Source organism: Echinicola soli (genome assembly GCF_006575665.1).
GTDB classification, from domain to species: Bacteria; Bacteroidota; Bacteroidia; order Cytophagales; family Cyclobacteriaceae; genus Echinicola; species Echinicola soli.
On sequence record NZ_CP041253.1, the window covers coordinates 1,219,963 to 1,234,155 of the forward strand.

17 protein-coding genes are annotated in these 14,193 nt (G+C 40.0%); all 17 read left to right on the top strand.

The genetic code is table 11. From position 1 onward, the window contains the following. Positions 1-35: 35 nt before the first annotated feature. The 17 genes from FKX85_RS05085 (at position 36) to FKX85_RS05160 (ending at position 14,089) form a co-directional block, all read left to right on the top strand. Positions 36-437: an ATP-binding protein gene (locus FKX85_RS05085; protein WP_141613695.1), complete on the top strand. Its 402-nt coding sequence runs from the start codon at positions 36-38 to the stop codon at positions 435-437. A 2-nt stretch (positions 438-439) separates the two neighbouring features. Further along, on the top strand, positions 440-877 hold the full coding sequence (ybeY, locus tag FKX85_RS05090) for an rRNA maturation RNase YbeY (RefSeq protein ID WP_141613696.1): 438 nt from the start codon (positions 440-442) through the stop codon (positions 875-877). 186 nt (positions 878-1,063) lie between these two features. Then, positions 1,064-2,929, top strand: a complete 1,866-nt coding sequence (gene mnmG, locus FKX85_RS05095) for a tRNA uridine-5-carboxymethylaminomethyl(34) synthesis enzyme MnmG (RefSeq protein WP_141613697.1) — start codon at positions 1,064-1,066, stop codon at positions 2,927-2,929. 58 nt (positions 2,930-2,987) lie between these two features. Then, entirely contained in the window at positions 2,988-3,818 is an 831-nt protein-coding gene (locus tag FKX85_RS05100; protein WP_317130678.1) for a class I SAM-dependent methyltransferase, read from the top strand. After that, positions 3,815-5,560 (top strand): Ig-like domain-containing domain, encoded by a 1,746-nt coding sequence (locus tag FKX85_RS05105; protein WP_141613699.1) that lies wholly within the window; start codon positions 3,815-3,817, stop codon positions 5,558-5,560. The genes FKX85_RS05100 and FKX85_RS05105 overlap by 4 nt, the downstream gene beginning before the upstream one ends. Before the next feature lie 780 nt (positions 5,561-6,340). Further along, entirely contained in the window at positions 6,341-7,105 is a 765-nt protein-coding gene (locus tag FKX85_RS05110; RefSeq protein WP_141613700.1) for a hypothetical protein, read from the top strand. A 24-nt stretch (positions 7,106-7,129) separates the two neighbouring features. Continuing rightward, the gene (locus FKX85_RS05115; RefSeq protein ID WP_141613701.1) at positions 7,130-7,942 is read left to right on the top strand and encodes an alpha/beta hydrolase; all 813 of its coding nucleotides are present in this window, start codon (positions 7,130-7,132) and stop codon (positions 7,940-7,942) included. Between the two features lie 269 nt (positions 7,943-8,211). Beyond that, positions 8,212-8,361 (top strand): hypothetical protein, encoded by a 150-nt coding sequence (locus tag FKX85_RS21620; RefSeq protein ID WP_229239775.1) that lies wholly within the window; start codon positions 8,212-8,214, stop codon positions 8,359-8,361. 199 nt (positions 8,362-8,560) lie between these two features. Continuing rightward, entirely contained in the window at positions 8,561-9,289 is a 729-nt protein-coding gene (locus FKX85_RS05125) for a YqjF family protein (RefSeq protein WP_141613703.1), read from the top strand. A 205-nt stretch (positions 9,290-9,494) separates the two neighbouring features. Continuing rightward, positions 9,495-9,884, top strand: a complete 390-nt coding sequence (locus FKX85_RS05130; RefSeq protein WP_141613704.1) for a DUF1801 domain-containing protein — start codon at positions 9,495-9,497, stop codon at positions 9,882-9,884. 160 nt (positions 9,885-10,044) lie between these two features. Then, entirely contained in the window at positions 10,045-10,425 is a 381-nt protein-coding gene (locus tag FKX85_RS05135; protein ID WP_210416906.1) for a metallophosphoesterase, read from the top strand. 335 nt (positions 10,426-10,760) lie between these two features. Next, entirely contained in the window at positions 10,761-10,925 is a 165-nt protein-coding gene (locus FKX85_RS21395; RefSeq protein WP_168196216.1) for a hypothetical protein, read from the top strand. Beyond that, a complete protein-coding gene (locus tag FKX85_RS05140; protein WP_141613705.1) occupies positions 10,912-11,235 on the top strand; it encodes a PIN domain-containing protein in 324 nt (107 codons plus the stop codon). The genes FKX85_RS21395 and FKX85_RS05140 overlap by 14 nt, the downstream gene beginning before the upstream one ends. 137 nt (positions 11,236-11,372) lie before the next feature. Then, positions 11,373-11,798 carry a hypothetical protein gene (locus tag FKX85_RS05145; RefSeq protein ID WP_141613706.1) on the top strand — a complete coding sequence of 142 codons (426 nt, stop codon included), beginning with the start codon at positions 11,373-11,375 and terminating at the stop codon, positions 11,796-11,798. Positions 11,799-11,847: 49 nt separating this feature from the next. After that, entirely contained in the window at positions 11,848-12,417 is a 570-nt protein-coding gene (locus FKX85_RS05150) for a Crp/Fnr family transcriptional regulator (RefSeq protein WP_141613707.1), read from the top strand. Between the two features lie 76 nt (positions 12,418-12,493). Then, the gene (locus tag FKX85_RS05155; RefSeq protein ID WP_141613708.1) at positions 12,494-13,117 is read left to right on the top strand and encodes an FMN-dependent NADH-azoreductase; all 624 of its coding nucleotides are present in this window, start codon (positions 12,494-12,496) and stop codon (positions 13,115-13,117) included. 534 nt (positions 13,118-13,651) lie between these two features. Beyond that, positions 13,652-14,089, top strand: coding sequence for a MarR family winged helix-turn-helix transcriptional regulator (locus tag FKX85_RS05160; RefSeq protein ID WP_141613709.1), 438 nt, complete (start codon positions 13,652-13,654; stop codon positions 14,087-14,089). Positions 14,090-14,193 lie beyond the last annotated feature (104 nt).

Sequence of the window (14,193 nt, forward strand, 5' to 3'; positions counted from 1 at the left end):
AAGGAAATTTATAGGACAATTAACCATAAGACTTAATGAAATCGATCAAAATTTCTATTCCATCTCTCATTGAGAATATAAAGATCGTAGAAAGCTTCATTGATAATGCCAGGGAAAAATTCCAAATCAATGACGACATCTATGGCAACATTATGATTTCAGTAACGGAATGTGTCAGCAATGCCATTGTTCATGGCAACCAGGGAGACGCTAATAAAGCGGTAAACCTTGAAGTGAATTTCCTTGAGAACCAATTGAAATTCATCATTGAAGACGAGGGAAAGGGTTTTGATTACGACAATCTAAAGGATCCTACTGCACCAGAAAACCTGGAAAAATCAGGAGGCAGAGGGGTGTTCATCATGAAGCACCTAAGTGACGAAGTAGATTTTGAGAACGACGGTAAGAAAACGATACTTACATTTTACATGAATTAATCATGGCCATCAATTTCTTTCAAGAAGACATCCAATATAGTCTGCCCCAAAAGAATCTTACCAAGCGATGGCTTAGGGAAATCGCCAAAAAGGAAGGGTTCAAGATAAGAGATCTAAACTATATTTTCTGTACAGACGAATACCTTTACCAAATAAACGTAGATTATCTAAACCACGACACTTATACAGACATCATCACCTTTGACAATTCCGAGGAAGAAGCTATACTCGAAGGGGACATTTTCGTAAGCATTGAACGTATATTTGACAATGCCAAAACACAAAAACAAGACATCTATAAAGAAACTATACGCGTAATCAGCCATGGACTTCTTCACCTTTGTGGCTATAAAGATAAAACAAAAGAAGAAGCATCACTCATGAGATCAAAAGAAGATGAAGGTATCAAACACTTCTTCGAACTAAAAGAAAATGCATAGTGTTCCACGTGGAACACTAATTCATCAAAACAAGAAACTTTCAAACGTTCCACGTGAAACATGAGACAAACATCAGAACTAACAAACTACTGTTCCACGTGGAACAGTAAAATAGAATTGAAACGTTTCAGGTAAATACAAAAACACAGTGTTCCACGTGGAACATTCATAATACAATATAAAACTATGTTTCCAGAATACGATGTAATAGTAGTCGGTGGAGGTCACGCAGGATGTGAAGCAGCGCATGCCGCTGCCAAGATGGGATGTTCTGTGCTTCTATGCACCATGAACATGAACACTATTGCTCAAATGTCTTGCAATCCAGCTATTGGAGGAGTAGCTAAAGGACAGATTGTTCGCGAAATTGATGCGCTAGGGGGGATGACGGGGATTATTTCCGATAAATCTATGATTCAATTCCGAATGCTCAATAAATCCAAAGGCCCGGCAATGTGGTCCCCAAGATCCCAAAACGACCGTATGCGCTTTGCAGAGGAATGGCGATTAGCCCTAGAACATACACCCGGCGTAGATTTTTGGCAAGAAATGGTCTCTGGCTTGGTAGTGGAAGACAAAAGGGTAGTGGGTGTCAAAACAGGTATCGGCTTAGAAATCAAAGGAAAATCCGTGGTGCTTACTAACGGAACTTTTCTAAATGGTCTCATTCATATTGGTGAAAAACAGTTTGGAGGAGGACGAACAGGAGAAGCCGCCGCCAAAGGCATTACAGAACAATTAGTGGATCTCGGTTTTGAAGCAGGGAGGATGAAGACAGGGACACCGCCACGAGTGGACGGGAGATCCTTAGATTATTCCAAAATGGAGGTACAGCATGGTGACGAAAATCCAGAAAAATTTTCCTTTTCCAGCGAAACATCTCCCTTAAAAGAACAACGAACTTGCTGGATAACCTATACCAATAAGGAAGTCCATGAAACCCTGGAAACTGGTTTTGACCGATCACCTATGTTCAATGGTAGAATTCAGGGGTTAGGGCCAAGGTATTGCCCTTCAATAGAAGATAAAATCAACCGTTTCGCAGAAAGGGATCGCCACCAAATCTTCGTGGAGCCAGAAGGATGGGATACCGTGGAAATCTATGTCAATGGATTTTCTACATCGCTCCCGGAAGATGTGCAGTACAAGGCCATCAGAAAAATAGCTGGTTTTGAGAATTGTAAAATGTTCCGGCCCGGCTATGCCATTGAATACGACTTCTTCCCTCCAACACAGTTGAAACTAACACTCGAAACACAATTAGTGGAGAATCTGTTCTTTGCAGGACAGATCAACGGAACCACAGGGTACGAGGAAGCAGGATGCCAAGGGCTCATAGCGGGCATAAATGCAGCTAGAAAAGTAAAAGAAGAAAGTCCTTTCTTGCTAAAAAGATCAGACGCCTACATTGGCGTGCTCATCGATGATCTTATTAATAAAGGTACAGAAGAGCCATACCGTATGTTTACTTCCAGAGCTGAATTCAGACTTCTTCTTCGTCAAGACAATGCAGACTTGCGGCTGACCGAACTTGGTCACGCTATTGGTCTGGCATCGGATAAACGCTTGGAAAAAATGCTGGATAAGAAAAATGATACCGCTAAACTAATCAATGACCTCAAACAAAAGAAACTTAGCCCAGAAAGCATCAATGAAGGGCTTGAAGAAATTGATACGGCGACCATCAAAGAAAAAATCACAGTAGAAAAACTATTAAAACGGCCGCAATTAGGACTTAGTGCTATCAAAGAACTTGATCCTGATATTCATCATTATCTATCCAAATACCCACAGGAGGTACTCGATCAGGCTGAAATACAAGTTAAATACAACAGCTATATCGAAAAAGAACAACAAATGGTAGAAAAACTCAACAGCATGGAAAACTTTAGGATTCCAAGCCATTTTGACTATCTCACCATACCAGCACTGTCTGCAGAAGGAAAACAGAAATTGCATAAAATAAAACCAGAAACATTGGGACAAGCATCAAGGATCAGTGGTGTGTCGCCAGCTGATCTGTCCATTCTCACAGTTTATTTAGGAAGATAACATGTACGAAAGATTAACCAAATGTCCACTTTGCAAAGGTGGACTTTTTATTAATCATATGGTGGTGAAAGACCACAGTGTCTCCGACGAATCATTTAGCATTTGTAAATGCAGCAATTGTCATTTTTTATTCACCAATCCCAGACCTGATGAATCCAGTATCAGTCAATACTATGAATCAAAAGACTATATCTCCCATACGGACAAGTCCACTAACCTGGTCAATTTTATTTACAAGCAAGTAAGAAAAATAACCTTACAGCAAAAGATAAATTGGATCAATAAATATACCGCCAATCAAAATAGACTATTGGATTACGGATGTGGCACAGGTCATTTTCTACATTTTGCCCAAACAAGAGGGTGGGAGTGCATAGGTTATGAACCAAGTGAAGAGGCTGCTGCGCTTGCCAAATCCAAATTTAACCTAACACTATATCCGAAACTGCAAGCGCTGAACAATGAAAAGAAATTCGATGCCATTACCCTGTTCCACGTCTTAGAACACATCCATGACCTAGAAGGCACCATGAGGTTTCTCTTAAATAAACTAAAAAAACGCGGCACGCTATTCCTGGCCGTTCCTAATAATTCTTCCTTCGATGCAGCACTATATAAAGAAGACTGGGCAGCCCTAGATGTGCCAAGGCATTTATATCACTTCACAAAAGAAACCATGCAGCGATTGGCCACTGAATTTGGTCTAAAAATAGTGGCACAGGAACCCATGCCCTTTGATAGCTATTATGTATCAATTTTATCTAACAGTATAAAATATAATAAGAAAAAGCTTATTAATTCATTATTTACAGGATATAAGTCAAACAGATTAGCTAAAAAAAATAACAATAATTATTCAAGCATATTGTTTATATTAAAGAAGAAATGAACAATAGAAACCATCATACCCCAATTCTCCTAGCCGCAATAGGCCTGATATTATGTTATGCCTGTGCGAAGCAAAGCTCTCCCATGGGTGGGCCGAAGGATGAGGAACCACCCAAACTACTTTCTTCCAATCCAAAAGATCAAAGCCTAAATATCAAACCTGAGAATGTAACCTTGGTATTTAATGAATACATCAAGACTGAAAATCCTCAGAGAAACGTCATCATCACACCAAGCCTGGACAAAAGCAAAATGGAGTTCCTCGCGTTGAAAAATGAACTTCGCATAAAAATAGGCCAAGAGTTGGAAGATAGCACCACCTACGTTTTTAACTTCCAAAAGAGCATCCAGGATATCTCTGAAAGCAATCCATCAGAAAACCTCAAACTCGTATTCTCTACAGGAAACATGATAGACAGCTTAAGGTTTATTGGAAAAGTGGCCTATATCTTTCCACAGAAAAAGCCTGATATGGAAGATGTCATCGTCGGACTATACAGAATAGAGGATGATACCATGGACGTATTTACGGATCCACCGTATTACCTAACACAAACTGATTCTGCAGGAAATTTCGAAATCACCAATATCAAAGGAGGGAAATACCGGGCTTATGCATGGCACGATGCCAACAACACTTCCAAAGCAGAGGACAAAAGTGAGCCTTATGCATTCATTGGTGACACCATCACCATCATGGATGATGTATCAGGAAGCTATTTTAACCTATACAAAGGCGACCTATCGGATTTTAAAATCAACAGAACCAATGCCCTTGGAAGCAACTTCGATGTTGTATTAAGCAAGTACCCAGCAAAACTAACCGTTACCCACCCTGATCTAGGAAAGTCCTTATTCTATAGAGTCAACGAAAAAAGCGTTCGTTTTTACCATACCAAAATAAGGGACGACAGTACCCAAATCTCATTGAGTCTCCGTGATTCTGTGGGTTTTGGAGTGGACACTACGTTCTACGCATCCTTTATGACAAGTGAAAGAAGGGCCGAAAATCTTACCCCTATCATGGATAAAAACAAGGAATTTATCTCCGATATCAAGACTTCCATTTCCTTCAATAAACCCATCAAGGACATCGTCTACGACTCTCTATTCGTGCAATATGACTCTGCTGCATTTATCCGTATCAAACCTGAATATGTTAGTTTCAAAGACAGTGCATTACGCAATACACTTCTCATGGATATTCCTGTGATAGATACCCTGACGAAGACAAACTTCCAGTTCTATGCTTCAGATTCCACATTTATCGATGTAGAAGACCAGCATAACCAAAAGCCCATCAAAACAACCTTTAGCAAGCAAGATCCAGAGAACTTAGCAGACGAAGTCACTGGAAAAGTATTGGTAGAGGAATGGCCCATCATCGTACAACTATTATCCAAGGATGGAGAAATCGTGAGGGAAACAGCCCTTCAACAGGAAAATCAGGCATATAGCTTCAAAAAAATCAAAGCTGGTGAGTATATGGTAAGAGCCGTAATCGACCGTAATAGGAATGGTCAATGGGATCCTGGAAACTATCTTGAACTCAGGCAACCGGAACCTGTCTATTACTACTATGATAACGAAAACAAATCCTATTACATACTCCTTAGAGGTAAATGGACCAATCAAAACATTAACATCTTACCCAGCCCAGCCTCAGGCATACTCAAAGTAAGCATCGATAATAGCCAAAATGACACGATCCCCACAAAGCCTGAAGACACTGGAGCTATGTAGATAACTCACAAAAATGGTGTTAATAAATGTCTATAACTTATGGACAAATATAGACTTATCCCAAATGCACCTGGTCGTTTGGGATATTTTTTTGGGGTCTATGGATAACCCTCATATTATAAACCTCTATCCACATTTATACACACAGCCATTAATGAACAGTAATGAACGAGGCACTTTATTCACATAAACATGGATAATCAGTATAGGTACTATTTACCAATTACTTACAAGTTGATAAGATGTGGATGACAGTCGCATTATATATGGATAAACTCCGGTTAACGTGTGGGTAACATTAAATGAAAAACTTACCCACAAATCCACACCTTAATAACTGTAATAGTTTTTTATTTAAAAAAGAATATAATATAAATATATAAGGTGTGGAAAGTTGATAAGTCCGAAGAATCCGTTCATTCTGCTCTCTCCAATTTCCTGCTTAAAATTTTGCCATTGATCAGATAAATTTTCTGTAGCCATTTACCAATTTTGTTTTTATGAATATGAGTCTCGGCAATCATGCACGTAGCCAAGCATAATTGAGTAAATTGTGTTTCCGTTCTTTTCCATTAATGAAAATGAAAACATAAAAAAGCAACGCAATTTCCTTGTTCTTGGCTTAGGGACCTTTGGAGGGATTTAAATGAAAAAAGGACATCAAATCCCTTAAAAAGATATCTTTGCATGATAAAAATGGATAACTTTAATCTTTGAATAGAAGCTGAGCAAAATTTCTTAATTCATTGGCTCAACTGTAATAGTGTAAATCCTATAACTATGAAAATAGTCATACTGATATGTAGCTTTGTGTTGTTTTCCCAATCTGCCCTATTTGCACAGGATAGCATATCCCAGGAAAAAATATATTTCACAGATTTTTACATTTCCGCCGGATACAGAAATCAGCCGTACACAGAGCTAAATAATTACCTAAACGGTCAGGGATACCAAACGTTCGATAAGCAAACAGCTACATTAGGAGGTGGAATATCCTACGTAGCCATGTCGCGATTAGGTTTTTTTGCTGAAGCAGATTTTAACCTGAACAAGAAAAGATTTAGCAATGACTATGTAAACTATCGTTATCTACCAGTTCATGCAACGGCTGGTTTACAGTATCACTGGAAAAATAGCATCACTAAGGACTGGAGATTTTATCCCAAATTGGGGATTTATTATGGCACCACTTCACTGGATCTCATCGCCAAGGATCTGAATACCGATTTCAATGAAAACCTAATGGGAAATATGAACACCAGCTTTCTCTATCAACGAAATCTTGGTTTAAATATCAGTTTGAACGCGGATAAGTTATTAGGGGCATTTCTCAAACCGACAACACAAGTGGGTGTATATTCCAGGATGGGCCTGCAAGTCGGCTATATGTTAAACCTCTATTCCAGTGTGACCAAGCTCAGAAGAAATTTTAGCCCAGACCTTCGGCAAGACCTGATTATTTCCAATGCCCCAACGTTTGATCCCAGTGCATTTTATGTGAAATTGAATTTTGCCATTGGCAAGTTTGAGAAATCAAGCGAATAAATGGCCTCGAGCATTTACCCGAACATGAGAAAAATTTATAGCTTCGTAGCCCTTTTTATAGGACTACAATGGATTGCATTAGCTAAAACGGATACTGTGCAAGTCCATAGTGATGCGATGGACAAGGATGTTCCAAATTTGATCATTACGCCTAGTGGTTATTCAAGCGATGCATCCTATCCGTCTGTTTATTTACTTCATGGAGCTGGTGGCGACTATACCTCTTGGGCGAGGATAGCCGATTTACAGCAATATGCGGACCGCTACGGCCTTATCATTGTCTGTCCCGATGCAGGAGTCACCAGTTGGTATTTCGATAGCCCTATAGACCCTAAAATGCAATATGAGACTTATGTGGCAATGGAACTGGTCCATTGGGTGGATCAACATTACGCCACCAAGAGAAACCCGGACTTTCGTGCCATCACGGGCTTGAGCATGGGTGGTCATGGGGGGCTTTACTTGGGCTTTCGCCATCAGGATGTTTGGAGAGCCGTGGGAAGTATCAGTGGTGGAGTGGATATCCGGCCTTTTCCGCTCAACTGGGATATTGACAAAAGGCTGGGATCTTATGCCGAATGCAAAGAGACATGGGAGGAAAATACCGTGATCAACATGCTACACCTACTGGATGGAAAAACACTGGATATCATCATAGACTGTGGCCGGCATGATTTCTTCTATGAGGCCAATGTGCGTTTGCATGATAAACTGGAGGATCGAAACATTCCCCACGATTTCATCAGCCGACCAGGGGTTCATAATGCTGAGTACTGGCATAATTCCATTGCTTATCACCTGATGTTCTTTAACGGTAAGTTTGAGGCACGTAAATAGAATAATATTATCAAATGGAACTAGACCTGTTCCTGTGGGTATTTTTTACAAATAGTAAGTTTTAAAAGACTTTTTTTGGTGTTGGGAGTTATACCATTCAAAAGAAATTATTCTATCTAGGGAAAGGTTTGAATTCCAGCTATACGGGAAACTGATCTATCTCGCGCTCAATACCGACCTGTTCCATTGGATATTGCGGTAAATACAGGATCATATCGGAAATCATCAAAAGCAATGATGCGCGTGTTCTGAATGCTGTCAAATCACTTTTGAGCATTGAGGAAGAAGTAGATTTTTGGGAAGGGCTAAGCGCGGAAGACGGGCAGGCCATCGATGAAGGATTGGAGCAGCTGGACAAAGGCCAGTACGTGTCCCGTGAATCCAACAAACATAAAGGCCTGAAAATGTGTCTTCAGTAAGCAGATGAGTATCTATTACCGCATCAGGGAAGACTATGTAGAGGTCCTCTTGCTTCGGCTACGCTCAGCCAGCCACCGGAGTTTAGCCGTTCATTAGTTTCCCTGAGCGGAGGCGAAGGGAACTAATGGGGCTTGAAAAGATCAAAGCATAACTTTTTTAAAACACCCTACGTTATCCATATTGAAATAAAAGTAGAATATGAGGATCAGAGAACTTCTTCAGATCAAAGATCACCGTCCATGGGAACTTCCAAAAAGAAAATGGAGCTATTATCAAGAATGGAATGACGCAGTTTTTTTGCATTGGCCTGTTGACGAAACAGCATTGAGAAAGTGGGTACCTGCCGAACTGGAGATTGACTTCTTTGATGGACAGGCGTGGATTTCTGTGGTGGCTTTTACGATGGAAAAGATTCGGCCAAGAAATTTGCCACCATTTCCGCCAATTTCAAATTTTCATGAGATTAATATTCGCACTTATGTCAAGTATAAAGGCAAGCAGGGTGTTTATTTTTTGAGTATCGAAGGTGGCAAAAGGACTTCTTGTAAAGTAGCCAAAAGCCTGTCAGCATTGCCTTATCGTTTTTCGCCCATGAAAAGGGTAAATGGGAGTTATCATGCCGCTAATGCAGCATGTCAGGACGAACTGCAATTGAAGTTCCGGATAGAGGCAACTCTGGAGGAAAAGTCTCCGCTGGAATGGTGGCTCATGGAACGTTATGCCCTGTTTCAGGATAGCCCTAACGCGATCAATGCTTATGAAATCCATCATACACCTTGGCCTGCCCGAAAAATTGCTTTAACCAAAGCTTTCATAAAATATCCCAGGTTTTCTAAACTATTTCATGGCCAACCAGTATTAAGTCACTATTCTCCAGGGGTTAAAGTGCTGGCCTGGGCTAATGAAAAAAGTATGAGCATGGAATAACATCTGGAATATAAACGGAAAATTCTGTAAATTAATGCGAGTTCGAACCATAGACCGTTCCCGAAAACTTTCGGGACAGGCTATTCTAGGGTCAGAGGGCCGAAGACCCTACCAAAAGGCAGGGTAGCAATGATGGTTTTTGGCGATGATTATTCCGAACTGATGTTAAATTAAACTATCAAACCTCAACCAAAGTCCTTTTGTTATGAACAATGATATCCGTACGTATCATGAAGCCCAATCGGAAGAAGACAGGATTATTTGTGACAGGTTGTTTCAGCTAATTGACGAAAACCTGTCTGGTTCAGAAAGCAAGGTTTGGCATGCACATCCGGTCTGGTTCCTGGATGGTAATCCCATCGTGGGCTATAGCAAATTGAAAGGATGCATCCGGCTGTTGTTTTGGAGTGGGCAGTCCTTTGATGAACCGGAGCTAAAGCCGGAGGGAAAGTTCAAAGCCGCCGAAATCCGCTATACTAGTGGAGATCAAATCAATAGTCAGGATCTCAAACGCTGGCTGGAAAAATCCCGCATGATCCAATGGGATTATAAGCATATCGTTAAGAGAAAAGGACGCTTGGAACGGTTAGTTTAATGTGAATTCGGAGAAAATGCATCATTTGAGGTCTATTTTGTCATTAACCATAAGCGAATCACTGCCGTAACATCTTTATGGGACTCCCTTACCACAGCGAGATGACAGACCAAGCCGCTTTTTGTCACTGCTAATTCAAACTGATGTTAGTTTATGTAATATGAAAAGGAGAAAATTCATCAGGAATACTATTTTGGGTACCATGGGAGCGGGCATCTTGGGCGCTGCTTATGCCTACCAGATAGAATTTTTTTGGTTAGAATTTGTAAGGAAGAAGATGCTTATCCGCAATTTACCTGCTCATCTTACAGGCAAATCTTTGATCCAAATAAGTGATATCCATGTAGGCAACCGCTTTGATTATCGCTATATCATCGATGCATTTAAAAAAGCCCGGCAATTCAAGCCTGACGTCGTGGTGTATACAGGAGATTATGCGAGTTATGAGAATCAAGAGCAGTTTGGACAATTGGAGGTGGTAGTAAAGTACGCTGAAAAAGGGAGGAGAGGAACAGCTGGAATCTTAGGAAATCATGATTAAAATATACTGCCGGAGAATTTGATTTGGGAGATGGAAGAATGTTGTACATTAATCGTGCAGTGGGCCACTTATGGCAAGTACGGTTTAATGTCCGGCCTGAAATTACCATTTTTCAATTGGAACGGGCTTAAATGTCGGAGAAGAAACCTTTATTTGTGCGGCAGCATATTGTCGGTGATTGATAGGAAATTTAATGCTCCTTGATTGAGGAAAGCAGTTCAGACACTATTTTCCGACTAATTGCAACCAAATTTTACCTGTAGAATGGTTTTAGAAGACAGTAAATGAACTTGGATAATCATATAAATGTTTAAATTTGAACAAACTATGTTGTGATGGTTACAATAATAAAAAAAGGATTAGATAAGAAGATTTTAGATAAGCTTTTTCAGAAAGCGTTAAAAATCAAAGGGGTAAATACCCACAAGTATTGTGGAGTAATCCGCCTGAAAGAAGATCCTTTAGTCATTCAAAATCGAATGAGGGATGAATGGGAATAGTGTTCTATTGGATACTAATTTAGTACTTTACCTGCTTTTGGGAGATGAGGACCTATCTACCTTATTATATAACAAAAAACTATATGTGTCCTTTGTTACTCAGCTTGAATTATTAGGGTATCAGGACATTGAAGAACATGAGCAGCAAGAAATCAGGAATTTTTTGGAAGACTGCGTAATTATCGATATCAATAACCGGATTAAGGAAGAAGTAATTAGGATAAAACAGTCCGGAAAAATCAAATTGCCCGATAGTATCATCTTGGCTACCTCAAAATATTGGCGTTCCCGTAATTACTTCAGATACTGACTTTTAGTAAGATTAAAGAAGCAAATCTAATTTACTACGACAAATAGACGCTTATCATAAACAATTTGAGTCCAAAGTCAGCATCCATAGGGCAAGATCGAATAACTTTTCACAAGTTTTTGTAACGGGATTATTGAATGAAAAAAGAAATTTATTGGCTTATCGGTACAGTGATCTTAGTGCTTGCTTTGCACCTGTTTCATTTTGGATGGGCGGGCTTTGAGCCGGAAACCCAATTTGATCTCCGGATTTTTGATACTCATTTAGCCATGAGCAGCTTGTATTTTTTGTGGCCTTTTGCGGTAGCCTGTTTTTTTGTGGTCTATTTGGTAAAGGTTATCGCATTGGGTTTTAGCAGTGGACCGGCCAATTTAATTTTGATGATCACATCCATTTTCCTTTTACTGTTTACCACCCGTGGTGGTCTGATTATGGGCGGGGTATTGGAAGGCGATTCATTGCTCAATTTTGCCTCGGCCATGGTCCTGGTACAGCTGGTACTGTTGGTTTTACTGGCCTATACTGCTTTTCGCACAGGGAATTTAAAAAAGTATGGGTGGTGAGTATCAGGAGATGATGGTGGATTATAAGGATTAACTTAATAGCGTCGGCATGAATGCTCAATTGCTCAAAAACATAGCAAAATACGTAACACTCAGCCCGGAGGAGATTGATCTTTTTCATACGTTCTGGATGGAAAAGATACTTCTGAAAGGAGACTATCTGCTGAGAAATGGAGAGGTATCCAAAAGTGATAATTACGTGGTCAAGGGTGCACTGAAGGCATTTTATATTTCAGATAAGGGCAATGAGGAGATTTTGTATTTTGCCATTGACGATTGGTGGGCGACAGACATCCTGAGTTTTCAAAAACAAACACCCTCCATTTATAATATTCAGGCATTGGAAGACACCCTGCTATTGCAAATTCATCGTGATTCCTTTCAGGAAATGCTGAAACGTATTCCAAAGTTAGAGTCCTATTTTAGAAGTATCTTGGAGAGCTATGTGGGGAGTTTACAGCAGCGCATTATCACTACCAATTCAAGTAATGCTGAGCAGAACTACATTGATTTCGTGGAGAAATATCCAACTATTTCAGCTAAAGTACCCCAATACCTGATAGCTTCCTACCTGGGTGTTACACCGGAATTTATCAGCCGTATAAGAAAAAGAAAGTAATGCTGATTGAACTAGGTCAATTTTTTTGTGTCACCTGATTGGGATTTTTGCATGGTAAACTAAATGCAAAAATCATATGAAAAAGGTATTGGTCATCAACGCCAGCGCAAGGAAGGAAAAATCACATAGCCGTAAGCTTGCGGAATTGTTCATGGAAAATTGGCTAGCAAAAAATCAAGCTGATTCGGTTACCAACAGGGAAGTGGGGCTAAGTGAAATTCCCCCGATTGATGAAGACTGGATAGCCAGCGCTTTCGTCAAACCTGAAGCGAGAACCAAGGAAAACCAAAAAGGAGTGGACTTCAGTAATGAGCTTATAAAAGAACTAAAGGATCACGACGTCTATGTAATTGCCACTCCCATGTACAATTGGTCAATCCCAAGTGGATTGAAAGCCTATATTGACCAGATTATGAGGATCAACGAAACATGGAAATTTCGTTCGGGGAAGCCAGATGGAGATTATGTCGGTTTATTGGAAAATAAGAAATTGTATATCCTATCGAGTAGAGGTGATGCGGCATATGGTGAAGGAGAAAAAAACGGCCATATGAATTACCAAACTACTTACTTGAAATTTATTTTCGCGATGATGGGAGTTAAGGATGTTACCGTTATTTCCTTGGATAATGAGGAATTTGGAGGGGAACGTTTTGAAAAATCCAAGCTCGAGATTCATAAAAGAATCAAGGCGATCTAAGGTGATTGTTTTATACTGGCGTCAGAGAAAAAAATCGTCAAAATGAAAAAAACAACTGTTTTCACCCCTAAATCCCCTAAAGGGGAGCTTTAGAAAGTTCCCCTTAGGGGATGGGGGTCATTTCAGGGATTGGAATAAAAACCCTCAAATTTCTATTTAAAGACAGTTTTTGATCATATTTGAAATTTAGTAGGACGCCAGTGAGTGTTTTACTTTCTTTGATATAGCTAGTGGTGACTTCACTTAGCCAGTCATAGCAAAGTGAGTAAAAGAAGATCCTGTATTTGTCCGCTTGGAGGATGTCCATCTGTGGTTAACTTCTCTCTTAATAGCATTGGGTAATGTCCATGGCACAAATCCTCCTTATATTCATTCCCGATTTCATATCCAGAACAGCACCTGCCACTTTCCAACCTCTTAATCTTCCAACATTTAATCCGACCAACCTTCTAACTTTTTTAACCCAAAATAGTATGCATGCATACAAAATTATTATTATATTACGTTATGTAAATATAGAAACGACCTGAGACGATGAAGCCGGAAGAAACCGTCGATTTCCACATCAAAACTGCCTGGCATGCCATTTCCCGCATGTATAACCAAAAAGCAGTGGAAGAGGGATTTACTACCTCGATAGGTTTTGTGCTGATCAATATCAACTCACACGAAGGCACTCCTGCGACCAAGATTGCCCCTTTGATGGGATTGGAGTCCAGAAGCCTTACCCGCATACTCAAAACGATGGAAGAAAAAGGCCTCATTTGCCGTAGACCTGATCCTTCCGATAAGCGTTCGGTCCGCATTTTTTTGACCCCTGAGGGCAAGCGGAAAAAAGAAAGATCCATCGAGACCATTCAGGAATTTAACCATGCCATTCGTGAAATAGTCAACAAGAGGGAAATGGACACTTTCTTCAGGGTATTTCAAAAAATCAACCAAGTAATCGAAAAACAATCAACTGATTTATAGTTTGCCCAAGTTGGGATTATTTTACTAGAAATTATTGCTATGAAACCGAGCATGATGCAGATCACTCCGGGAGGAGCCAGTGTAAATTGTGAGGTTCCATTTGA